21 protein-coding genes are annotated in these 22,244 nt (G+C 70.4%); 5 read left to right on the top strand and 16 right to left on the bottom strand.

Going from position 1 to position 22,244, the window contains the following annotated elements; all coding sequences use genetic code 11:
• Nucleotides 1–10 precede the first annotated feature (10 nt).
• Complete coding sequence (locus OG607_RS34995; RefSeq protein WP_405732099.1) at nucleotides 11–1,042, top strand: zinc metalloprotease; 1,032 nt, start codon at nucleotides 11–13, stop codon at nucleotides 1,040–1,042.
• A gap of 93 nt (nucleotides 1,043–1,135) precedes the next feature.
• The gene (locus tag OG607_RS34990) at nucleotides 1,136–1,624 is read left to right on the top strand and encodes a hypothetical protein (protein ID WP_405732096.1); all 489 of its coding nucleotides are present in this window, start codon (nucleotides 1,136–1,138) and stop codon (nucleotides 1,622–1,624) included.
• On the opposite strand, the gene OG607_RS34985 is transcribed toward OG607_RS34990, so the two are convergent.
• Nucleotides 1,618–2,247 carry a dienelactone hydrolase family protein gene (locus OG607_RS34985; protein ID WP_405737246.1) on the bottom strand — a complete coding sequence of 210 codons (630 nt, stop codon included), beginning with the start codon at nucleotides 2,245–2,247 and terminating at the stop codon, nucleotides 1,618–1,620. The two genes, OG607_RS34990 and OG607_RS34985, sit on opposite strands and share 7 nt — an antisense overlap.
• 22 nt (nucleotides 2,248–2,269) lie before the next feature.
• On the opposite strand from OG607_RS34985, the gene OG607_RS34980 reads away from it, so the two are divergent.
• Nucleotides 2,270–3,373, top strand: coding sequence for a mechanosensitive ion channel family protein (locus OG607_RS34980; protein ID WP_405732094.1), 1,104 nt, complete (start codon nucleotides 2,270–2,272; stop codon nucleotides 3,371–3,373).
• Between the two features lie 209 nt (nucleotides 3,374–3,582).
• On the opposite strand, the gene OG607_RS34975 is transcribed toward OG607_RS34980, so the two are convergent.
• The 5 genes from OG607_RS34975 to OG607_RS34955 all read right to left on the bottom strand — a co-directional run bounded on the left by OG607_RS34975 (nucleotide 3,583) and on the right by OG607_RS34955 (nucleotide 7,712).
• Nucleotides 3,583–5,187: a Na+/H+ antiporter gene (locus OG607_RS34975; protein ID WP_405732091.1), complete on the bottom strand. Its 1,605-nt coding sequence runs from the start codon at nucleotides 5,185–5,187 to the stop codon at nucleotides 3,583–3,585.
• 44 nt (nucleotides 5,188–5,231) lie between these two features.
• Nucleotides 5,232–5,678, bottom strand: coding sequence for a GNAT family N-acetyltransferase (locus OG607_RS34970; RefSeq protein ID WP_405732089.1), 447 nt, complete (start codon nucleotides 5,676–5,678; stop codon nucleotides 5,232–5,234).
• Nucleotides 5,671–6,624, bottom strand: a complete 954-nt coding sequence (locus OG607_RS34965) for an RluA family pseudouridine synthase (RefSeq protein ID WP_405732086.1) — start codon at nucleotides 6,622–6,624, stop codon at nucleotides 5,671–5,673. The genes OG607_RS34970 and OG607_RS34965 overlap by 8 nt, the downstream gene beginning before the upstream one ends.
• A 53-nt stretch (nucleotides 6,625–6,677) precedes the next feature.
• Entirely contained in the window at nucleotides 6,678–7,229 is a 552-nt protein-coding gene (gene lspA, locus OG607_RS34960) for a signal peptidase II (RefSeq protein ID WP_405732083.1), read from the bottom strand.
• 63 nt (nucleotides 7,230–7,292) lie between these two features.
• Complete coding sequence (locus OG607_RS34955; protein WP_405732080.1) at nucleotides 7,293–7,712, bottom strand: TraR/DksA family transcriptional regulator; 420 nt, start codon at nucleotides 7,710–7,712, stop codon at nucleotides 7,293–7,295.
• On the opposite strand from OG607_RS34955, the gene OG607_RS34950 reads away from it, so the two are divergent.
• Both OG607_RS34950 and ileS read left to right on the top strand, forming a co-directional pair.
• Entirely contained in the window at nucleotides 7,705–8,277 is a 573-nt protein-coding gene (locus OG607_RS34950; RefSeq protein WP_405732077.1) for a hypothetical protein, read from the top strand. The two genes, OG607_RS34955 and OG607_RS34950, sit on opposite strands and share 8 nt — an antisense overlap.
• A 375-nt stretch (nucleotides 8,278–8,652) precedes the next feature.
• A complete protein-coding gene (gene ileS, locus OG607_RS34945) occupies nucleotides 8,653–11,781 on the top strand; it encodes an isoleucine--tRNA ligase (protein ID WP_405732074.1) in 3,129 nt (1,042 codons plus the stop codon).
• Nucleotides 11,782–11,984: 203 nt separating this feature from the next.
• Here the strand turns inward: ileS and OG607_RS34940 are convergent, their stop codons facing one another.
• The 10 genes from OG607_RS34940 to murD form a co-directional block, all read right to left on the bottom strand.
• Nucleotides 11,985–13,211, bottom strand: a complete 1,227-nt coding sequence (locus OG607_RS34940) for a DivIVA domain-containing protein (protein ID WP_405732071.1) — start codon at nucleotides 13,209–13,211, stop codon at nucleotides 11,985–11,987.
• A gap of 49 nt (nucleotides 13,212–13,260) precedes the next feature.
• The gene (locus OG607_RS34935) at nucleotides 13,261–13,545 is read right to left on the bottom strand and encodes a YggT family protein (RefSeq protein ID WP_405732069.1); all 285 of its coding nucleotides are present in this window, start codon (nucleotides 13,543–13,545) and stop codon (nucleotides 13,261–13,263) included.
• Nucleotides 13,546–13,607: 62 nt separating this feature from the next.
• Nucleotides 13,608–14,198 (bottom strand): cell division protein SepF, encoded by a 591-nt coding sequence (locus tag OG607_RS34930; protein WP_405732066.1) that lies wholly within the window; start codon nucleotides 14,196–14,198, stop codon nucleotides 13,608–13,610.
• A gap of 96 nt (nucleotides 14,199–14,294) precedes the next feature.
• A complete protein-coding gene (locus tag OG607_RS34925; protein WP_405732063.1) occupies nucleotides 14,295–15,032 on the bottom strand; it encodes a YggS family pyridoxal phosphate-dependent enzyme in 738 nt (245 codons plus the stop codon).
• A complete protein-coding gene (gene pgeF / locus OG607_RS34920; protein ID WP_405732060.1) occupies nucleotides 15,029–15,772 on the bottom strand; it encodes a peptidoglycan editing factor PgeF in 744 nt (247 codons plus the stop codon). The genes OG607_RS34925 and pgeF overlap by 4 nt, the downstream gene beginning before the upstream one ends.
• Nucleotides 15,773–15,856: 84 nt before the next feature.
• The gene (gene ftsZ / locus OG607_RS34915; protein WP_405732057.1) at nucleotides 15,857–17,059 is read right to left on the bottom strand and encodes a cell division protein FtsZ; all 1,203 of its coding nucleotides are present in this window, start codon (nucleotides 17,057–17,059) and stop codon (nucleotides 15,857–15,859) included.
• Nucleotides 17,060–17,314: 255 nt separating this feature from the next.
• Entirely contained in the window at nucleotides 17,315–18,082 is a 768-nt protein-coding gene (locus OG607_RS34910) for a cell division protein FtsQ/DivIB (protein ID WP_405732054.1), read from the bottom strand.
• A gap of 150 nt (nucleotides 18,083–18,232) precedes the next feature.
• A complete protein-coding gene (gene murG, locus OG607_RS34905) occupies nucleotides 18,233–19,324 on the bottom strand; it encodes an undecaprenyldiphospho-muramoylpentapeptide beta-N-acetylglucosaminyltransferase (RefSeq protein ID WP_329319171.1) in 1,092 nt (363 codons plus the stop codon).
• Between the two features lie 6 nt (nucleotides 19,325–19,330).
• On the bottom strand, nucleotides 19,331–20,710 hold the full coding sequence (gene ftsW / locus OG607_RS34900; protein WP_405732050.1) for a putative lipid II flippase FtsW: 1,380 nt from the start codon (nucleotides 20,708–20,710) through the stop codon (nucleotides 19,331–19,333).
• A 36-nt stretch (nucleotides 20,711–20,746) separates the two neighbouring features.
• Entirely contained in the window at nucleotides 20,747–22,168 is a 1,422-nt protein-coding gene (gene murD / locus OG607_RS34895; protein WP_405732047.1) for a UDP-N-acetylmuramoyl-L-alanine--D-glutamate ligase, read from the bottom strand.
• Nucleotides 22,169–22,244 lie beyond the last annotated feature (76 nt).

Here is a 22,244-nt window from a genome sequence, read left to right as displayed (position 1 = left end):
TGTCCCCCACATGTTCCGCACTGCCCGCACCACCCCCCACGTCTCAAGCCGCCCCCGCCGCCTCGTCGGTCTCGCCGCCATGGCAGGAACTCTTGCCCTGCTGCCGCTCTCCGGCGCCACGGCCACCGTCAGCAGCGCATCCGCGCAGACCAGAGCCACCGAGGCGGCTGCCTCCGCGGACTGCGCCACCGACGCCGACGCCGGGGCCCGCAAGCCCAAGGGCTCCACCGCCCACGAGCCCGGCGAGCTGACGGCGGCCCAGGTCAAGTCGATGAACGCCGACCTGGCCAAGCGCGTCGCCCAGGCCAAGGCCCGCGCCGCCCTCACCGCCGGCGCCAAGAAGTCCGCCATCACGGCCGCCGCCACCACGACCATCCCGGTCTACTGGCACGTCATCACCAGCGGCACCACCGGCTCGCTCACCGCCAGCCAGATAGCCGGCCAGATCTCCGTCCTCAACGCCGCCTACGCGGGCTCCGGCACCGGCAACGTCGACTCCGGCTTCCAGTTCAGCCTCGCCGGCACCGACTACACCAGCAACTCCACCTGGTACAACCTCACCGACGGCTCCACCGCCGAGAAGACCATGAAGTCCACCCTGCGCAAGGGCGGCGCCGGAGCCCTCAACATCTACTCCGCCAACCTCTCGGACGACCTCCTCGGCTGGGCCACCTTCCCCAGCTCGTACGCGTCCAACAAGACCTACGACGGCGTCGTCATCCTCAACACCTCCATCCCCGGCGGCTCCACCACCAACTACAACGAGGGCGACACCGCCACCCACGAGGTCGGCCACTGGATGGGCCTCTACCACACCTTCCAGGGCGCCTGCGGCTCCACCGGCGACTCCGTCTCCGACACCCCGCGCGAGTCCAGCGCCGCGTACGAGTGCCCGACCGGCCGTGACACCTGCACCTCGTACAGCGGTGTCGACCCGATCCACAACTTCATGGACTACACCTACGACTCCTGCATGTACCAGTTCACCGCAGGCCAGGTGTCCCGCATGGCAAGCCAGTGGAGCGCCTACCGCGCGAGCTGACGCACCCACCGCAGGGCCTCACGGGCACCAATGCCCGTCACCCCGCGTTCTCGTCCCGTGGAGAAGACCAAGGGGCGGGGACGCGGGGGCCGCATGCGCAAGGCCGTTCTGACCATCGCGCTGGTCGGCGGCCTGGTGCTGGCAGCCGTCGCCTGGCCAACGCTGCGGGCACAGGTCCGGGCCGCGAGCTGGGAGAAGGAGGAGCCCGAGGGCCCTGACCACATCACCCCCCGCATGAAGGCCGTCCGCGACGCCGTGGTCAAGGAGTTCGGCCTCAAGGGCACCCCCGGCTGCTACCGCAAGGACGGCGGCATACCCGGCGGCGGCGAGCATCCCCTCGGCCGCGCCTGCGACTTCATGCTCGGCCCCACCGGAAAGCGGGCGACCGGCGACGCGCACGCGCTGGGCGAGGAAATCGTCGCCTGGGTGCGCGACCACGCCGGCGAGTACGGCATCTGGTACGTCATCTACGAGCAGCACATCTGGTCCAGCCGGCTGCCGCAGCAGGGCTGGAAGCTCATGGAGGACCGCGGCTCGATCACCCTGAACCACTACGACCACGTGCACATATCCGTCTACTGACCGCTCTGCTGACCGTCCGCGTCCAGATCCGCCAGGAAGTCCAGCGCGATCGCCCAGGTCTGCTCGGCCGCCTCCGCGTCGTAGTCGTGCAGGTCCGGGTCGGTGTAGAGGTGGCCCGCGCCCCGGTAGCGGTGGATCTCGACATCGGCGCCCGCCTTGCGCATGCGCAGGTACCAGGCGTTCAGCCAGTCGTCGGACTCGAAGGGGTCCGGGTCGGCCACGTGCAGCTGGACGGGGATGTCCGTGGCGACGTCGTCGGCGATGTCCGAGGTGCCGTGCAGGAGCAGCAGCCCGCGCGCGTTGGTGTCGGCCAGGGCGAGGTTCTGGGCGATGGAGCCGCCGAGTGAGAAGCCCGCGTAGACGAGCCCCTGGTCCGAGAGAGGACCGGAGACGGTGACGGCCCGCATGAGCAGTTCGTCGCGGCCGATCTCGTCCTTGACGGCCATGCCCGCCTCCACGGTCTCGGTGGTGCGGCCCTCGTAGAGATCGGGCACGTGCACCTCGTGACCGGCCGCGCGCAGCCGGTCGGCGGCGGCGTGCACGGCGGGGCGCAGACCGTAGGCCGAGTGGAAAAGGACGATATTCACAGGGCTGCCTCCGGCAGGGGTCGGGTACGCGACCATGGTGCCAGCTACCGTCATAGCCATGGAAAACGTCATCCGCCCGCTCATCGTGGCCGGTGGCGCCGTCGTCATCACCCTGGCCGCCGGCTGGGCGGTCGACCAGACGGTGCGCCGCATCGGCAGACGGCACCCGGAGTCCCCGCTGTGGGGCCTGCTGCGGCGCTGCCGCGTCCCCTTCCAGCTCGCGCTGTGCGCCGCGCTCCTGCGGGGTGCCTACGGCTACGCGCACATCGCCCGCGACCACCGGGCGGCCGTCGGGCAGGCCCTGGTCCTCTTCCTGATCGCGGCCTGCGCATGGCTCGCGGTCCGGGTCGCCGCGGCGGTGGTGGAGTCCTCGTACGCCCGCTTCGCGTCCGCGACGCCGGACGCGGCTCGGGTCCGCCGGGTCCGTACGCAGGTGACGCTGATCCAGCGGGTCGTCTCGGTGACCGTCGGGGTGGTGGCGGTGGCGGCGATGCTGCTGACGTTCCCCGCGATGCGGACCGTCGGCGCCTCGCTGCTGGCCTCGGCCGGCGTCATCGGCATCGTCGCCGGTGTCGCGGCCCAGTCGACGCTGGCCAACGTCTTCGCCGGGCTGCAGATCGCCTTCGGCGACATCGTGCGGATCGGTGATGTCGGAGTCTTCGAGGGCGAGTGGGGCACGGTGGAGGAAATCACGCTCACCTATCTCGTGGTGCGCACCTGGGATGAGCGGCGGATCACCATGCCCGTCTCCTACTTCACCAGCAAGCCGTTCGAGAACTGGTCACGCAACAACCCCCGCATGACCGGCACCGTCTTCTTCCACCTCGACCACGCCACCCCCATCGACCTCATGCGCGAGCATCTCCACGACGTCCTCAAGGACTGCGCCGAGTGGGACGGCCGCGCCTGGGGCCTCGTCATCACCGACACCACCCCCTCCACCATCCAGGTCCGCGCCCTCGCCACCGCCAAGGACGCCGACGACATCTGGAACCTCCGCTGCATCATCCGCGAACAGCTCATCGCCTGGCTCCGCCACGAGCACCCCTACGCCCTCCCCCGCATCAACACCGCCCCCGCCCCGGGCCTCGCCGAGGCCCCGGACCGTGAGGCCGCGGTGCCGCGCAGCAACGACATGGGACCCGGCCCCGGCAACCGCTGAGCACAGGCAGCACCCCGTCCGACGGCCGGAGGCCGGCGCAGCAGCCCGAAGCAAACGAAGCGCCCGCGAGGGCCGCCAAAAAGAGGGGCCGACATGGGCCCGGGCCCCGGCAACCGCTGAACGCACCCGGCACCCCGCCCGACGGCCGGAGGCCGGCGCAGCGACCCGAAGCAAGCGAAGCGCCCGCGAGGGCCGCCAAAAAGAGGGGCCTACGCCTGCCGCGGGGCTGACCTGAGGCTGCGCAGGTCGAGCTGGCGCAGCACGCGGTCGACGACCTCGGGGTCGTATCCCGGCTCGCTCCGGGCGGCCAGCACTTCGTGGCGTGCGGCGGACAGCATCTCGTTCTGGATCCGCTGCATGGTCCTGGTGCGCCCGATGCGCTGCTTGTGCGATTCCCGCCGCTCGTCGTCGAGGATGTCGGGGCAGATCCTCACCCCCACGTCGACCGCGCGCCGTTGGAGCAGCTCCTCCACCTCCTCCGGCAGGTGCTCGGCATCGCCGATCTCCCGGAGCCGGTGCTTAGCGGCCAGCATGGCGCGCAGGGCGAGCATCCGCTCCAGGTCGTGCTCGGCCTCGATGTCGCCGCTGACGCCGAGCCGCTTGACGAGGAAGGGCAGGGTGAGCCCCTGCAGCACGAGGGTCGTCAGGACCACCACGAAGGCGATGAACAGAATCTCGCCGCGTGCGGGGAAGGAGCCGCCGGCGTCCGTGCGCAGCGGAATGGCCAGGGCGAGGGCGATGGAGGCCACCCCGCGCATGCCGGCCCACCACATCACGACGGTCTCGCGCCAGGTCATGGGGATGTCCTCGTCGAGATCCCGTTTGCGGTGCAGCCGCTTGGTGACGTACGAGGCCGGCAGCAGCCACAGCAGCCGTACGCCGATGACCACCGCCACCACCGCCCCCGCGTGGGCGGCCATCGTGCCCCAGCGGCCGGAGCCGACCTCGAAGACGTTGTGGAGCTCCAGTCCGATCAGGCCGAAGGCCAGGCCGGTGACGAGGGTGTCGACGATGTCCCAGAAGGTGCTGCCCGCGAGCCGCCCGGACACGTCGTCGGCGTCGGAGGCGTACTCGCTCAGGAAGAGGGCTGTGGTGAGGACGGCGAGCACTCCGGAGCCGTTGGCCTCGTCGGCGATCGCGTACGAGGCGAAGGGGACGAGGAGGGTGAGCCCGATCTGGAGGGTCGGGTCGTCGACCATCCCCATGAGCTTGCCTGCGCCCCAGCCCAGTGCGAGCCCGACGGCCACGGCGACGACCGCGGAGAGCACCAGCTCGCCGATGGCGTGCGGCCAGGAGAAGCTGCCGGTGACGGCGGCGGCGATCGCCACGTTGTACAGGACGATCGCCGTGACGTCGTTGAACAGCCCCTCCCCCTCCAGGATCGACACCATCCGGCGTGGCAGCCCCAGCTTCCCCGCGACCGCCGTCGCCGCGACCGGGTCGGGCGGCGCGACCAGCGCGCCGAGCGCGACGGCCGCGGCGAGCGTGATGCCGGGTACGACGGAGTGCGCGACGGCCGCGACTCCGGCCGTCGTGATGAAGACCAGGGCGACGGCCAGCAGGAAGATGGGCCGTTTGTTGGCGGCGAACTGCCGCCAGGACGTGCGCTGTACGGAGGCGTAGAGGAGCGGCGGGAGCACCAGGGGAAGGATGAGCTCGGGGTTGATCTCGACGTTCGGGACGAACGGCAGCAGTGCCATCGCGATCCCCAGCAAGGTCATCAGCACCGGCGCGGGCAGTCCCAGCCGGTCCCCCAGGGGCACCATCACGATCGCCGCCAGCATCAGGGCGAAGAAGAGCGCGAGTTGATCCACGCCCTCAGCGTCGCATGCGCATGCGGCTCAGAAGCAGCGACCTCTTACAACGCGCAGCTCATCGACCGGTGCGCGATGCCCGCTTCCTCGTACTCCGGGCCGTATGCCACATACCCCAGCCGCTCGTAGAAGCCCAACGCATGCGTCTGCGCATGCAGCTCGACGACCGACAGCCCGAGCCGCCGCGCCTCGTCCTCGATCGCGCGCACCAGCGCCACGCCGATACCGAGGCCTCGTGCGGCACGCGTGACGGCGAGGCGGCCGAGAATGCCGGCCCCTGCATCGCCCGGAATCAGCCGTCCGGCCCCGAGCGGCCCGTCCGGGCCGACGGCCAGAACGTGCACGGCCTTGGCGTCGGGTCCGTCGTGCTCGTCGTACTCCAGCTCGGCCGGGACCTGCTGCTCGAGGACGAAGACCTCGCGCCGTACGGCGAAGCACGCCTCCAGGTCCGCCGGGGCCGCCGCGACCCGGATCTCGTACGCGTCAGGCACTGTCCGCCCGCACCGTGTCGAGGGCGTGCTGCAGGTCGTCCGGGTATTCGCTCGCGAACTCGACCCAGCGGCCGTCCTCGGGGTGCTCGAAGCCGAGCCGGACGGCGTGCAGCCACTGCCGCGTGAGCCCGAGCCGCTTGGCGATCGTCGGGTCGGCGCCGTAGGTGAGGTCGCCGACGCAGGGGTGGCGGTGGGCGGACATGTGGACGCGGATCTGGTGCGTGCGCCCGGTCTCCAGCTTGATGTCGAGCAGGGAGGCGGACCGGAAGGCCTCGACCAGGTCGTAGTGGGTGATGCTGGGCTTGCCCTCGGCGGTGACGGCCCACTTGTAGTCGTGGTTGGGGTGCCGCCCGATCGGCGCGTCGATGGTGCCGCTCATCGGGTCCGGGTGGCCCTGCACGAGCGCGTGGTAGCGCTTGTCGACGGTCCGCTCGCGGAACTGCTGCTTGAGCAGGGTGTACGCGATCTCCGACTTGGCCACGACCATCAGCCCGGAGGTGCCGACGTCGAGCCGGTGCACGATGCCCTGGCGCTCGGCGGCGCCGGAGGTGGAGATGCGGTAGCCCGCGGCGGCCAGGCCGCCGATGACGGTGGTGCCGGTCCAGCCGGGGCTGGGGTGGGCGGCGACGCCGACGGGCTTGTCGATGACGACGACGTGATCGTCCTCGTACACGATCGTCATGCCGGGGACGGGTTCGGCGACGATCTCGACCGGCCGCGGCGGGGCCGGCATCTCGACCTCCAGCCAGGCGCCGCCGCTGACGCGGTCGGACTTGCCGGCGGCGCTGCCGTCGATGGTGACCTTCCCGGTGGCGGCCAGCTCGGCCGCCTTGGTCCGCGAGAATCCGAACATGCGTGCGATGGCAGCGTCCACACGCTCGCCTTCGAGGCCATCGGGTACGGGCAGGGTGCGGATCTCGGGGCTGCTCTGGGGAAGGGTGCTCACCTGAACGAGTATGCCGGACGCCGGATACGGTTCAGTCCTCGTTGAGCCCTCGTTCAGCCCTTGTGGACGGTCCCGTCCGGGTCCAGGCCCTTGAAGGACAGCAGCACGATCAGGATGCCGCCGCAGACGATCGCCGAGTCGGCCAGGTTGAAGACGGCGAAGTGGGTGGGTGCGATGAAGTCCACCACATGCCCCTCCAGGAAGCCCGGAGCCCGGAACACGCGGTCCGTGAGGTTGCCGAAGGCCCCGCCCAGCAGCAGGCCCAGCGCGACGGCCCACGGCAGGCTGTAGAGCTTGCGGGAGATCCGCGCGATCACGCCGATCACGGTCAGCGCGATGAGCGTGAACACGATCGTCATGCCCTGGCCGAACCCGAAGGCCGCGCCCGCGTTGCGCACCGCCTCCAGGCGCAGGTACGACCCGATCACATCGATCGGCGCGCGTCCTTCGAGGCGGGTCACCACCCAGAGCTTGCTGAGCAGGTCCAGGGCGTACGCGAGCGCCGCCACGCCCAGCAGCACGGCGATCCGCCGCGAACGGGAGCCCTGGCGGGCGGGCTCGGTCGCCTCGTCCTGAGTGCTTATGGTGTGCTCCGCGTTCGCCATGTACGTACGTCCCTTCCTGACGAGGACGAGGTTACGGCACAGCGTTGCGGACCGGACCGGCGGTCAGCGGCGTTCCTGCTTCTGCTTGCAATCCATGCACAGGGTTGCCCGCGGAAAGGCCTGCATCCGGGCCTTTCCGATCGGATTGCCGCAGGATTCGCACGCCCCGTACGTACCGGCGTCCAGCCGCTCCAGCGCGTGCTCGGTCTGGGCGAGCATCTCGCGGGCGTTGGCGGCCAGCGCCATCTCGTGCTCGCGCGTGATGTTCTTCGTACCGGTGTCCGCCTGGTCGTCGCCCGCTCCGTCGCCCGAGTCGCGCATCAGTCCCGCGACCGCCGCCTCCGAGGCCGCGATCTCCGACTTCAGTCTGACCCCCTCGACCTGCAGCTCCTCACGCGCCTCCGCCACCTCGGCCGCCGTCCAGGGGTCCTCCCCCGGCCGTACGGGCAGTTCCCCCGGCACCGCGACGCGGGGCGTGGGCACGGCTGTCGCCTCCGGCGCGGCCGTCCGCGCCGCGGTCTTCTTAGCAACCACCTTTTGGGCTCCCGTCTTCTTCGCGGTCGTCTTCTTCGCGGCAGCCGTCTTCGTGGCCGTCGTCTTCGTGGCTGTCGCCTCGGTCGCGCTCGCCCTCTTCGCAGGTGGTCTCTTCGCCGCCGGCCCCTTCGCGGCTGCCTTCTTCGCGACCGCGGTCTTCGCGATCGTCGCTTTGGAAGCGGGCGGCGCCTTGCTCGCGGCGGGCGCCGTCTTCTTCGCGGACGCAGCCCTCTTGGCCGGGGTTGCCTTCCTGGCGGAAGCCGTCTTCTTCGCGGCGGCAGCCTTCTTGGCAGCACCGCCCGGCGCAGCCGTTGTCTTCACTGTTTTCGCCACCATTGCCGCGGCCCCTTCACATATTGTGATCTTGCGCGCGAATCGTCCCGGAACGATAAATCGACTCCGGACCCGCGGCAACGGGGCACGCCGCCGGATTCGCCCGCCACGCCCGGTCGGGAGGCAGGTCTGCATCCGTTGTGCCCAGCTCACCGCCAGGTATTCCGGTACTTCCGGGTAGGTCGGAGCAGAACGGGCCATTCGGGTCAGGGTCCGGCAGCCGGAAACCCGGCCGACAGGCCCCCTCGCTTCCCCGTACACTGGCCGGAGCGAAAGGCGTGGAAGGGGACGAGTAGCGCCGCACGCAGCCAGTAGCGACCCGGGGACGGTGGAAGCCCGGGGGTGTGCGCGACGTGAAGATCACCCCGGAGCCGCCGGAGGAAAGCCCCGCGTGCCCAGTGGAGCGAGTAGAACCGGCAGCGCGACCCCAATGAGGGGGCCGTGGGCGAACCCGTCCGCGGTCAAGGAGGGTGGTACCGCGGGAGCGGCGCGAACGAAGCGCTCTCGTCCCTCCGACGGAAAACGCTCATGACGTGTCCGCCGGAGGCAGAATCCGATGTCGCAGTACCGCCAGGTCCCCGCCCAGGTCGACCTGCCCGCGCTTGAGCACGAGGTGCTCGCGTTCTGGCAGGAGAACAAGGTTTTCGCCCGCTCGGTCGCGCAGACCGAGGGCAAGCCCGAGTGGATCTTCTACGAGGGTCCGCCGACCGCCAACGGCATGCCCGGCGCGCACCACATCGAGGCCCGCGTCTTCAAGGACGTGTTCCCCCGCTTCAAGACCATGCAGGGCAACCATGTGACCCGTAAGGCCGGCTGGGACTGCCACGGCCTGCCGGTCGAGCTCGCGGTGGAGAAGGAGCTGGGCTTCTCCGGCAAGCAGGACATCGAGAAGTACGGCATCGCCGAGTTCAACGCCAAGTGCCGCGAGTCCGTGACCCGGCACACCGACGCCTTCGCCGAGCTGACCACCCGCATGGGCTACTGGGTGGACCTGGACGACGCCTACCGGACCATGGACCCGGAGTACGTCCAGTCCGTCTGGTGGTCGCTCAAGCAGATCTTCGACAAGGGCCTGCTGGTCCAGGACCATCGCGTCGCCCCCTGGTGCCCGCGCTGCGGCACCGGCCTGTCCGACCACGAGCTGGCGCAGGGCTACGAGACGGTCGTCGACCCGTCCGTCTTCGTACGCTTCCCGCTCACCTCCGGCCCGCTCGCGGGCGAGGCGGCGCTGCTGGTCTGGACGACGACCCCCTGGACCCTGGTCTCCAACACCGCCGTCGCCGCGCACCCGGACGTCACGTATGTCGTCGCCACCGACGGCCAGGAGAAGCTGGTCGTCGCCGAGCCGCTGCTCGGCAAGGCGCTCGGCGAGGGCTGGACGGCCACCGGCGTCTCCTTCACCGGCCGCGAGATGGAGCGCTGGACGTACGAGCGCCCCTTCGACCTCGTGGAGATCCCGGACGCCCACTACGTCGTCAACGCCGAGTACGTCACCACCGAGGACGGCACCGGCCTCGTCCACCAGTCCCCCGCCTTCGGCGAGGAGGACCTCAAGGTCTGCCGCGCCTACGGCCTCCCGGTCGTCAACCCGGTCCGCCCCGACGGCACCTTCGAGGAGGACGTGCCCCTGGTCGGCGGCGAGTTCTTCAAGAAGGCCGACGAGAAGCTGGTCGCCGACCTCCAGGCGCGCGGCCGGCTCTTCAGGCACGTCCCGTACGAGCACAGCTACCCGCACTGCTGGCGCTGCCACACCGCGCTGCTCTACTACGCGCAGCCGTCCTGGTATGTCCGTACGACCGCCGTCAAGGACGCCCTGCTGCGCGAGAACGAGCGCACCAACTGGTACCCGGAGTCCGTCAAGCACGGCCGCTTCGGCGACTGGCTGAACAACAACATCGACTGGGCGCTGTCCCGCAACCGCTACTGGGGCACCCCGCTGCCCATCTGGCGCTGCGAGGAGAACCACCTGACCGCCGTCGGTTCCCTCGCCGAGCTCTCCGAGCTCACCGGCACCGACCAGTCCGGCCTGGACCCGCACCGCCCGTACATCGACGCGGTCACCTTCGACTGCCCCCAGTGCGCCGGCACGTCGACCCGCGTCCCCGAGGTCATCGACGCCTGGTACGACTCCGGGGCGATGCCCTTCGCGCAGTGGGGCTACCCGTACCGCAACAAGGAGCTGTTCGAGCGCACGTACCCCGCGCAGTTCATCTCCGAAGCCATCGACCAGACGCGTGGCTGGTTCTACACCCTCATGGCCGTCGGCACGCTGGTCTTCGACCGCAACGCCTACGAGAACGTCGTCTGCCTCGGCCACATCCTCGCCGAGGACGGCCGCAAGATGTCCAAGCACCTCGGCAACATCCTCCAGCCCATCCCGCTGATGGACCAGCACGGCGCCGACGCCGTGCGCTGGTTCATGGCCGCCGGCGGCTCCCCCTGGGCCGCGCGGCGCGTCGGTCACGGCACGATCCAGGAGGTCGTCCGCAAGACCCTCCTGACGTACTGGAACACCGTCGCCTTCCAGGCCCTGTACGCCCGCACCTGCGGCTGGGCGCCGTCCGCCGCCGACCCTGCGCCCGCCGACCGCCCGCTGCTCGACCGCTGGCTGCTGGGCGAACTGAACGCCCTCGTACGGGATGTGACGGACTCCCTGGAGTCCTACGACACCCAGCGCGCCGGCAAGCTCCTCTCCTCCTTCGTGGACGACCTGTCCAACTGGTACGTGCGCAGGTCGCGCCGCCGCTTCTGGCAGGGCGACGCGGCCGCGCTGCGCACGCTGCACGATGTCGTCGAGACCGTCACCCGGCTGATGGCCCCTCTGACGCCCTTCATCACCGAGCGCGTCTGGCAGGACCTGGTCGCGCCCGTCGTCCCCGGCGCGCCCGACTCCGTCCACCTCGCGTCCTGGCCGACGGCCGACGCGGCGTTCATCGACCCCACCCTGTCCGAGCAGATGGCCCTGGTCCGGCGGCTGGTCGAGCTGGGCCGCGCCACGCGCGCCGAGTCCGGCGTCAAGACCCGCCAGCCGCTCTCGCGTGCGCTCGTCGCCGTCGCCGGCTTCGACGCCCTGGGTGAGGAACTGCGCGCCCAGATCGCCGAAGAGCTGAACGTCGCCGGGCTCGCCTCGCTGAGCGAGGTCGGCGGCTCCCTCGTCGACACCACCGCCAAGGCCAACTTCCGCGCCCTCGGCAAGCGCTTCGGCAAGGGCGTCCAGGCCGTTGCCAAGGCCGTCGCCGAGACGGACGCCGCCGCCCTCTCCGCCGCCCTCCGCGACGGCACGGCCTCAGTCGACGTGGACGGCGAGCCGGTGTCCCTCTCCCCCGACGAGGTCATCATCACCGAGACCCCCCGCGAAGGCTGGTCCGTCGCCTCCGACTCCGGCGCCACGGTCGCCCTCGACCTGGAGATCACGCCGGCCCTACGCCGGGCCGGTCTCGCGCGGGATGCCATCCGTCTCATCCAGGAGGCCCGCAAGAACTCCGGCCTCGACGTCGCCGACCGCATCGCCCTGCGCTGGCGCTCGTCCGACGCCGAGCTGTCCTCGGCCCTGGCCGAGCACGCGTCGCTGGTCTCCGACGAAGTCCTCGCCACGGACTTCGCCGAAGGCGAGGCCGACGACTCGTACGGGGCCGCATTCGCGGACGAGGCGCTCGGGCTCACCTTCCGCCTCCGCAAGCGCTAGCCCCACTGGGCCTCCGCCCCGGACCCCGGTCCTCAATCGCCGGACGGGCTGAATTCAGCCCGTCCGGCGATTGAGGACACGCCCGAAGGGCGTTCGGGGTCCGGGGCGGAGCCCCGGCGACAGGCATGACAAAGGGCCGGGGCCTGAGGAAGCGATTCCTCAGGCCCCGGCCCTACGTGGTGGAGATCACACCACCGGAACGACTAGTTGTCGTCCTCATCGATCAAGAAACCCCGCATCGGCGTCGGCGCCTGCTGCAGCGGCGCGGGCCCCTGCGGCCGGACCGGAGCCATCGGCTGGGTCATCGCGGGCGACATCTGCTGCTGGCCACCGTAGGTCGGGTTGGGGCCCATACCGCCGCCGCCCATGCCCTGGCCGCCGTAGGACTGGCCGCCGCCCATCGTGCCGGCACCCATGGCGCCTGCGCCGGCGGGGGCCATGCTGCCGCCCATCGTGCCGCCGCCCATGCCGGAGGACGAGAGGGAGGCCGCAGCAGGAGTACGAGGCGGGGCGAGGGAGTCGTCGGCCTGGTTCTCCAGCTGACGGAGCTGGCTCTCCAGGTAGGACTTCAGTCGCGTCCGGTACTCGCGCTCGAAGCCGCGCAGGTCCTCGACCTTGCGCTCAAGCGTGGCGCGGGCGGACTCCAGGGAGCCCATCGCGACGCGGTGCTTCTCCTGGGCGTCCCGCTCAAGGGCGTCCGCCTTCGCACGGGCATCGCGCTCAAGGCCCTCGGCGCGGCTGCGTGCCTCGCCGACGATCTTGTTGGCCTCGGAACGGGCCTCGGCGATCGCCTGGTCAGCGGTCTGCTGGGCAAGGGAGAGGACACGGGCGGCACTGTCGCCGCCGGGGCCCTGCTGCTGCATGGGGTGGCCGCCCATGGTGCCGGGACCCTGCTGCATGGGGTGCTGACCCATCGGGCCGGGACCCTGCTGCATCTGCCCCATCTGCTGCATCTGCCCCATCTGGCCCATGGGAGCGCCCTGGCCCATGGTGCCGGGACCCTGCTGCATCTGGCCCTGCTGCATGGGGTTGCCCTGCTGCATGGGGTTGCCCTGCTGCATCGGACCGCCCTGGCCCATCGCGCTGGGACCGGCAGGCAGCGCGAGACCGCTGCCGGGACCCTGCTGCGGCGGGCCCATCTGCTGCGGCGGCACCGGCTGCGGGCCAGATATGGCGGCGGGCACCGGGGCACCGGGGCCGCCACGGCCGTCCTGCTGCTCGGGCTTGCGCATGCCCTGCTGCTGGTTCTGAGCGGCGGCTCGGGTGGCCGCGGCCAGTTTGGCGCGCAAGTCCTCGTTTTCTCGGAGGAGCCTGGTCAGCTCCGCCTCCACCTCGTCGAGGAAGGCGTCGACCTCGTCCTCGTCATAGCCTTCTCGGAGGCGGACGGTCGTGAACTGCTTGTTACGAACGTCCTCAGGGGTCAGCGGCATCTCTTCACCTCAACGTGATCGTCGGCATATCGGGAGCCCGCATCGGCCATCACAGACTCCCTACGACGGAGATCAGGATGTACACGATGATCATCAATACGAAGAAGGACAGGTCGAGCGCCACGCCCCCGAGACGCAGCGGCGGAATGAAACGCCGCAGAAGCTTGAGTGGCGGATCGGTGACAGTGTAGGTGGCCTCGAGCACCACCACCATCGGCTTGCCAGGCTGCCACGAACGGGCGAACTGGAAGACGTAGTCCATCACCAGCCGGAAGATCAGCACGACCAGGAAGGACAGCAGCACGAACTGGATCACATCAAGTGCGATGCCCATCGTGCTTCCCTCTCCCCTGCTCGTTCCGTGACCGTTCGGCCGGTTTCCTGCGGTTGCGTATCTCAGCTCTGATTGAAGAACCCGCCCTCGGCGATGCGGGCCTTGTCCTCCGCCGTGACATCGACGTTAGCAGGCGACAGGAGGAAGACCTTCTGCGTAACCCGCTCGATGCTGCCATGGAGCCCGAAGACCAGACCCGCGGCGAAGTCGACAAGACGCTTTGCGTCCGTGTCGTCCATCTCCGTCAGATTCATGATCACCGGGGTTCCCTCGCGGAAGTGTTCCCCGATCGTACGGGCTTCGTTGTACGTCCGGGGGTGAAGCGTCGTGATCCGGTACGGCTCTCGTTCGGACACGACCTTAGGCATGATCACCGCTGCGTTCTTCTCCAGGCTATGACGTTCTTGTGTGATTGATGCCACTGGGGCGATCCGTGGTTCCCGGGGGGCGGGAGCGTGCACGATACGCGCAGGTTCGTCCTGTTGCGTCGCTTGATGTGACTGGTGGGACTGATGAGACTGGTGCGGTCGGCGGGGACGCTCAGGCTCAGGCTCGGGTTCGAACTCGTCGTCCGGGTCGAAGCCCGGGCCGTCGTACCCGTCGTCCTCCACGAGGCCGAGGTAGACCGCCATCTTGCGCATCGCGCCGGCCATGCTCTGCGTCCTCTCAGCGGGGTTACGATCCTCGGCCGCCCTCGGGGGGCGGCCGCCACACCATATTTGTGCTGTGGTCTGACTTGTTCGGTGACGTTACCCGAGCCCGGCACGGACTCCGAGCACCGCACTGCCGACGCGCACATGTGTCGCACCGGCCGCCACCGCATCCTCGAGGTCCGAACTCATCCCTGCCGAGACCATGTTCGCAGCAGGATGGGCCTCGCGCAGCAAGGATGCGATTTCCGCCAGCCGATCGAATGCCGCCCGGGGCCGGCCCGCGTACGGCCCGGCCAGCGGCGCCACCGTCATCAGTCCGTCAAGACGCAGCGCCGGGGCCGACGCGATCGCTTCGGCGATCCCTTCGACGGCATCGGGTGCGATTCCGCCCCGGCTGCCCTGTGCGCCCGCCTCGGCGTCCAGGGCGACCTGGACCAGGCAGCCGAGCTCGCGGTCGGGGCGGTCGGACTTCAGGACGGCGGCGGACAGCGAGTCGACCAGCCGGAGCCGGTCGACCGAGTGCACGACATCGGCGTAACGAAGCACCGAACGCACCTTGTTGGTCTGCAGCTGGCCCACGAAGTGCCAGGTCAGGGGGAGATCGGCGCAGGCGGCGGCCTTGGGGGCGGCGTCCTGGTCGCGATTCTCGGCGACATGGCGGACGCCGAGTTCCGAGATGATCATCACATCGCTGGCGGGGTAGGTCTTGGTGACCACGATCAGCGTCACCTCGTCCCGGTCCCGCCCGGCGGCCTCGCACGCGGCGGCGATCCGCGCCTCGACCCGGGCCAGGTTCCGGGCGAGTTCGGTCTTCCGGTCGGCCGTTTCGGTCATGACGCGTCGCCGTCCAGCCAGACATATCCCGCGAGTCGCCCTGTCGAGCGCTCGCGGCGGTACGAGAAGTGATCGCCGGATTCCATGGTGCAGATGTGCGATTTCTCGCACATCTGCACACCGAGCCGGGCGAGTTGGGCATGCACCCCGGCGGCGACATCCACCGAAGGGGTGCCCCAGCTCGTGGTCGCCCGGGCCTGCGGGACGGTGGCGGCGACATCGTCGCGCATCGCCTCCGGCACCTCGTAGCAGCTGCCGCAGACCGAGGGACCGGTCACCGCGGTGATCCGGTCCGGGCGCGCGCCGAGGCCGACCATGGCCTCCACGGCGGCGGGTACGACGCCGGCGACGAGGCCGGGCCGTCCGGCGTGCGCGGCGGCGGCGACCCCGGCGACGGGATCGGCCAGCAGGACCGGCACGCAGTCGGCGGTGAGCACGGCCAGGGCGAGGCCCGGCCGGGTGGTGACGATGGCGTCGACCTCCGGCACCGGGCGGTCCTCCCACGGGGCGGCGACGATGGCGACCTCGTTGCCGTGCACCTGGTTCATCCAGACGACCTTCGCCGCGTCCAGGCCCAGGGCCCTGGCCGCGTACTCGCGGTTGGCCCGTACGGCGCCGGGGTCGTCGCCGACCGCGCCGCCGAGATTGAGGCTGTCGTACGGAGCGGCGCTCACCCCGCCCCACCTGTCGGTGAAGGCGAAGTGCGCGCCGCCGGGTACCGCGTGGCTCTGGCCGATCACAGGGCTCCTCCTGATGACGAGACCCTGATGCTGCGTATCGGGCTGTTCATGCTGTGCTGATGTCGCCTACTCGTCGACCGGTGCCTACTTGAGGAAGTCGGGTACGTCCAGTTCCTCGGCCGTGGTGTCCTGGTACGGACGGGCCGGGGGAACGTGGGGCGCGATCGGGGCGGCCGGGGCCTCCACGACCGGCTCCGGCTCCTCCTCACGCGGGGTGAGGCTGCCGTACGTGGAGCGCGGGGCCTCGATGCGCGGCGGGGTGGGGTGCGCCGGCGTCGAGCCTCCCTCGTCCCGCGAGCCGTACGCGCCGAGCACCTTGTCGCGATTGCGGGTCGGCGGCTGGCCGCCGTCGAAGCCCGCCGCGATGACGGTGACCCGGACCTCGTCGCCGAGCGCGTCGTCGATGACCGCGCCGAAGATGATGTTGGCCTCGGGGTGGGCCGCCTCACTGACCAGCTGGGCCGACTCGTTGATCTCGAACAGACCGAGGTCGGAGCCGCCGGAGATCGAGAGCAGCACCCCGCGGGCACCGTCGATGGACGCTTCCAGCAGGGGCGAGGAGATGGCCATCTCCGCGGCGGCGACCGCCCTGTCGTCCCCGCGGGCCGAACCGATGCCCATGAGGGCCGAACCCGCCTCGGACATCACGGACTTCACATCCGCGAAGTCCAGGTTGATCAGGCCCGGGGTGGTGATCAGGTCGGTGATGCCCTGGACACCGGACAGCAGGACCTGGTCCGCCGAACGGAACGCGTCCAGAACGCTGACCTGGCGGTCGGAGATCGACAGCAGTCGGTCATTGGGGATCACGATGAGGGTGTCGACATTCTCGCGGAGTCCCGCGATGCCGTCCTCGGCCTGGTTGGCGCGGCGGCGGCCCTCGAAGGTGAAGGGACGCGTCACCACACCGATCGTCAGAGCGCCCAGCGAGCGGGCGATGTGCGCGACGACGGGGGCGCCACCGGTGCCGGTGCCGCCACCCTCACCCGCGGTGACGAAGACCATGTCGGCGCCCTTGAGCACCTCTTCGATCTCCTCGCGGTGGTCCTCGGCGGCCTTCCGGCCGACATCGGGGTTCGCGCCGGCGCCCAGACCACGGGTGAGTTCGCGGCCGACGTCGAGCTTGACGTCGGCGTCGCTCATCAGCAGGGCCTGCGCATCGGTATTGATCGCGATGAACTCGACGCCCTTGAGACCGACCTCGATCATCCGGTTGATGGCGTTCACGCCACCGCCGCCGATGCCGACGACCTTGATGACTGCGAGGTAGTTCTGCGGTGCTGCCACGTCGAAGGCCTCTCGCCTCGAGTTACGTATGCCTGTGGGACGGGGACGGTCCAACGCCAGCCAGCCGACCCGAACCCTAACCCTGAGGTTTAGGGTTACCAGTGTGCCTGTCCCGCACGTTCCTTGGGACGAGACACTAAATCGACAAGCGGTTCGCGTTCAACGAACACGCCGAACCCTCCCGTTTTTCTTTTGACCCTATGTGATCACGCACCCATCGGACCAACCAGGGTACGGGGCTCGTCAACAGGTCCGTCAACTGCTTGATGCCGCCGGGGACGTGGGAGCGCTTACATCGAAGTTGTCCGCGCCTTTGGCGGCTTTCATCAGCGCGGTCAGCGCCACCGCTTTCTCCTCGCCGTTCTCCGCGCTCCCCCACACGACCGTGCGGCCCTGCGTCAGCCGGATGGCGATCCCGTCGTAGGAACGGACCCGGATCACGCGCGCCTGGCGGCGTACGGCGTCCGGGAGATCCCCCGCGACCTCGACTGCCGACTTCAGCAGTTGCTTTGTCCCGAAATGGCGGTAACTGGCGCCTTGAACGGGCATCAATTCGACGAGAGGGACTCCTCTCGGGGCGGTATCCACCGTCGCAAAGCGCAGACCGTCCGCGTCCACTTCGATGAACTTTCCGTCATTTTCGACAATGGCAGCGGGAGTTCTCTCGGTCACTTTCAGCTCGATCGTGTGCGGCCATGACCGCGAGATGTCCACGCTCTCGATCCGGCTCAGACGTTTTACGAGCCGGCTCTCGATCGCCCCCGTGTCCGCCGACGCCAGCGGACCGCCCAGCGGGACGGCTGCGGCTTCCCTGACCTGGGCGGGGGTCAGCACCTGCGTGCCGGTGATTTTCACGCGGGTGACGCGCAGCCACGAGGAACCGTAGAGCAGCCAGGTGCTGGCGGCCGTGAGCACGGTTGCCGCGATCAGGGCCAGCAGTACGGCCCTGCGGCGGCGGACGGCGCGCGGCAGCGGCGCCGGTGCCGGTGCCGGCGGCTGCTCGGTGGTCGTCGGTGCGGCCATCTCTCGTCTCCGGTGATCTCGCGGGCCCTCATTGCCGGACAGACCCTAGCCCTCAGGCGCCGGACGGGCTGATCCCGAACGCCCTTCGGGCGTGTCCTCAGGCGCCGGACGGGCTGATTCCGCCCGTCCGGCGCCTGAGGACACCGTGGTTCAGCCGCGGCGGGCGGCAATCGCTTCGTAGACCATCCGTACCAGCAGGTCGTCCGCGTCCCGGCGGCCGAATTCCGAGGCCGCGCGCGACATCTCGTAGAGGCGGTGCGGGTCGGTCAGGACCGGCAGGACGTTGCCGAGGAGCCATTCCGGGGTGAGTTCGGCGTCGTCGACGAGGAGGCCGCCACCGGCCTTGACGACGGGCTGGGCGTTGAGGCGCTGTTCGCCGTTGCCGATGGGGAGCGGGACGTAGGCCGCGGGAAGCCCGACGGCGGAGAGCTCGGCGACGGTCATGGCGCCGGCGCGGCAGAGCATCATGTCGGCGGCGGCGTAGGCGAGGTCCATGCGGTCGAGGTAGGAGACCGGGAGGTACTGCGGCATGCCGGGCATGTTGTCGGCGTGCGGGAGCTCGTTCTTGGGGCCGACGGCGTGCAGGATCTGGATGCCGGAGCGCTGGAGGCGGGGGGCGACGGTGGCGATGACCTCGTTGAGGCGGCGCGCGCCCTGGGAGCCGCCGGAGACCAGGAGGGTGGGCAGGTTCTGGTCGAGGCCGAAGGCGTGCCGGGCCTCGGCGCGCACGGCGGCGCGGTCGAGGGTGGCGATGGAACGGCGCAGCGGGATGCCGATGTAGCGGGCGTCGCGCAGCTTGCTGTCGGGGGTGGAGACGGCGACGGCGTGGGCGTAGCGGGAGCCGATCTTGTTGGCCAGGCCCGGGCGGGCGTTGGCCTCGTGGACGACGATCGGGACGCCGAGCCGCTTGGCGGCGAGGTAGCCGGGCAGGGCGACATAGCCGCCGAAGCCGACGACGCAGTCGGCCTTGGTGCGCTCAAGGATCTGCTCGGCGGCCTTGATCGTGCCGCGCAGCCGTCCGGGGACGGTGATGAGCTCGGGCGTGGGCTTGCGCGGGAGCGGGACGGCCGGGATGAGTGCCAGGTCGTAGCCGCGTTCCGGGACCAGCTTGGTCTCCAGGCCGCGCTCCGTGCCGAGCGCCGTGATGCCCACGGTCGGGTCCTGCCTGCGCAGGGCATCGGCGAGCGCGAGCGCGGGCTCGATGTGGCCGGCGGTCCCCCCACCGGCGAGTACGACATGCACCGAAATTCACCGCTCTCCGGACGGCCGCCGTCGGGCGAACCGTCTCATCGTCCGTTTCATGGCCCCCGTGAGGAAGCCGGGTCCCCGCGCGGCCAGGGCCGCTCGCGCGGCGGGCTCACTTCGAGCGAAGCAGATCAGCAGCCCGATCGCGAACATGGTCGGCAGCAGGGCCGATCCTCCGTAGGAGAACAGCGGGAGCGGGACGCCGGCGATCGGCAGCAGGCCGAGCACCGCACCGATGTTGATCACGAACTGCGCCATGATCCACGTCGTCACGCCTCCCGCGGCAAACCTGACGAAAGTATCGTCCGTACGGCCGGCCACGCGGATACCCGCATAGCCTAGAGCCGCGAAGAGGGCGAGCACCGACAGCGTCCCCGCCAGGCCCAGTTCCTCGCCGGTCACCGCGAAGATGAAGTCGGTGTGCGGCTCGGGCAGTTGTCCCCATTTTTCCACACTCGCGCCGAGCCCCGCGCCGAACCAGCCGCCGGAGGCGAGGGCGTAGATTCCGTGCACGGCCTGCCAGCAGCCGCCGCCGGGGGTCACATCAGTGGCGCCGATGCAGGCGAGCCGTTCCATGCGGTTGCCGCTGGTCTTGATCAGCAGGAAGCCGATGGCCCCGGCGAATCCCAGCACCCCGGCGAACAGCCGGGTGGGGGCCCCGGCCAGCCACAGCAGGCCGAAGAGGATCGCGGTGAGGATGATCGCGGTGCCCATGTCGCCGCCGAGCATGATCAGGCCGAGGATCATGAACGCGACCGGGACCAGCGGCACCAGCATGTGCTTCCACTGCAGGAGCAGCTTCTTGGAATCCTTGCGCGCGAGCAGGTCCGCGCCCCACAGGACCAGCGCGAGCTTGCCGAATTCGGACGGCTGGAGCTGGAAGGGGCCCCCGAGATAGAGCCAGTTCTGGTTGCCGCCGACCGACTTCCCTATCCCCGGCACCTGGACCAGGGCCATGAGGAAGCAGGCCCCCGCGAGGAGCGGGTACGCCAGAGCCCGGTGCACACGTACCGACAGCCGCGAGGCGGCCACCAGCAGCCCGGTGCCGAGGACGGCGGCGAAGAGCTGCTTGCGGAAGTAGTACGTGGACGGCAGGCCGTACTCCAGCGCCTTGATCTGGGAGGCGGAGTAGACCATGACCAAGCCCAGCGCGGTGATCAGCAGGCTGCTGCCCAGCAGCACGTAATACGCCGTCAGCGGCCGGTCCCAGGCCCGCTTCGCCTTCTCGAAGGCCGTACGCGCTCCGCGCAGGGCGCTCGGGCGGCGCGGGTCCGGCGGGTAGGGGGCCCGTGCGCGGCCCCCTGGCCGGGGTACTGGCGCCCGGGACCCCCGTGGGGGGCGAGGGGTCGCCGGAATGCGTACGGACCGGTCTGAGCCCGCCATGTCCCCTCCTCGATGCCTGCTGCGATGCGGCGATGCCTACCGCATGTCCCGTACGGCCTCGGCGAAGGCATCACCGCGCGCGTTGTAGTTCACGAACATGTCCATCGACGCGCAGGCCGGGGCCAGCAGGACCGTGTCGCCGGGCTGGGCGAGGCGGGCGGCCTCGGCGACCGCCGCCGCCATCGCACCAGTGTCGGTGCGTTCGAGGTCGACGACCGGGACCTCGGGCGCGTGTCGCGCGAGCGCTTCCCCGATGAGCACCCGGTCGGCGCCGATCAGGACGACGCCCCGGAGCCGCTTGGCGGCGCCCGTCACGAGGTCGTCGAACGTGGCGCCCTTGGCGAGGCCGCCGGCGATCCAGACGATCGGCTCGTACGCCGCCAACGAGGCTTCGGCGGCGTGGGTGTTGGTCGCCTTGGAGTCGTCGACGTACGAGACTCCGTCGATCGTCGCGACCTGCGCGATGCGGTGTGCGTCCGGCTTGAACGCGCGCAGGCCGTCGCGCACGGCGGTCGGCGGTACGCCGTAGGCGCGGGCGAGCGCGGCCGCGGCGAGGGCGTTGGCGACGTTGTGCGGGGCCGGCGGGTTGATGTCGGAGACCTCGGCCAGCTCCTGGGCGCTGCTCTGCCGGTTCTCGACGAATGCCCGGTCCAGCAGGATGCCGTCCACGACCCCGAACTCGGAGGGGCGCGGGCTGCCGAGCGTGAAGCCGATGGCGCGGGCGCCCTCTTCGACGTCGGCCTCGCGCACGAGCGCCTCGGTGGCCGGGTCGGCCAGGTTGTAGACGCACGCGACCTGGTTGCCCTGGTAGATCCGGCCCTTGTCGGCGGCGTACGCCTCCATGGAGCCGTGCCAGTCCAGGTGGTCCGGCGCGAGGTTGAGGACGGCGGCGGAGTGGGCGCGGACGGAGGGCGCCCAGTGGAGCTGGTAGCTGGACAGCTCCACTGCCAGGACGTCGTACGGCTCCTCGCCGAGCACGACGTCCAGGAGCGATACGCCGATGTTGCCGACCGCTGCCGTGCGCAGGCCTGCCGCGCGCAGGATGCAGGCCAGCATCTGGACGGTCGTGGTCTTGCCGTTGGTGCCGGTGACGGCCAGCCAGGGGGCCGCGTCCGGCTTGCGCAGGCGCCAGGCGAGTTCCACGTCGCCCCAGATGGGGACGCCGGCGGCTTGCGCGGCTGCGAACAGCGGGCTGCTGGGCTTCCAGCCGGGGGTCGTGACGATGAGGTCGGTGCCCTTGGGGAGGGTCGCGCCGTCGCCGAGGCGGACGGTGATGCCGAGGGCTTCCAGCTCGGCGGCTTGCGCATGCGCCTTTTCGTGGTCGGCGCCGTCGACGACGGTGACGTGCGCACCGAGGGCGCGCAGCGCCTTGGCGGCGGGTACGCCGCTGACGCCCAGCCCGGCGACCGTGGCGTTTCGGCCTTGCAGGCCGAGCCCCGCTGCGGTTTCTTCGTTCACGGTTCCCAATCTTTCACGTTCCCCGGCTTCGCCGGGAGCGGTGCCCCGCCTGGGAGCGCGCCGCCGTTGCCGACCG

Origin of the sequence: Streptomyces sp. NBC_01537 (assembly GCF_045040445.1) — a bacterium.
Classification (GTDB): domain Bacteria; phylum Actinomycetota; class Actinomycetes; order Streptomycetales; family Streptomycetaceae; genus Actinacidiphila.
This window is presented reverse-complemented; position numbering and strand designations above follow the sequence as displayed.

Coding starts and splice junctions, on each gene's coding strand:
- ftsW (WP_405732050.1), bottom strand. CDS start 20,710: ATGGCGGGCTCAGACCGGTCCGTACGCATTCCGGCGACCCCTCGCCCC.
- OG607_RS34935 (WP_405732069.1), bottom strand. CDS start 13,545: ATGGGCATCGCACTTGATGTGATCCAGTTCGTGCTGCTGTCCTTCCTG.
- OG607_RS34925 (WP_405732063.1), bottom strand. CDS start 15,032: ATGACCGAAACGGCCGACCGGAAGACCGAACTCGCCCGGAACCTGGCC.
- OG607_RS34990 (WP_405732096.1), top strand. CDS start 1,136: ATGCGCAAGGCCGTTCTGACCATCGCGCTGGTCGGCGGCCTGGTGCTG.
- lspA (WP_405732083.1), bottom strand. CDS start 7,229: ATGGCGAACGCGGAGCACACCATAAGCACTCAGGACGAGGCGACCGAG.
- OG607_RS34985 (WP_405737246.1), bottom strand. CDS start 2,247: ATGGTCGCGTACCCGACCCCTGCCGGAGGCAGCCCTGTGAATATCGTC.
- OG607_RS34910 (WP_405732054.1), bottom strand. CDS start 18,082: ATGGCCGCACCGACGACCACCGAGCAGCCGCCGGCACCGGCACCGGCG.
- ileS (WP_405732074.1), top strand. CDS start 8,653: ATGTCGCAGTACCGCCAGGTCCCCGCCCAGGTCGACCTGCCCGCGCTT.
- OG607_RS34930 (WP_405732066.1), bottom strand. CDS start 14,198: ATGGCCGGCGCGATGCGCAAGATGGCGGTCTACCTCGGCCTCGTGGAG.
- OG607_RS34940 (WP_405732071.1), bottom strand. CDS start 13,211: ATGCCGCTGACCCCTGAGGACGTTCGTAACAAGCAGTTCACGACCGTC.
- OG607_RS34980 (WP_405732094.1), top strand. CDS start 2,270: ATGGAAAACGTCATCCGCCCGCTCATCGTGGCCGGTGGCGCCGTCGTC.
- OG607_RS34995 (WP_405732099.1), top strand. CDS start 11: ATGTTCCGCACTGCCCGCACCACCCCCCACGTCTCAAGCCGCCCCCGC.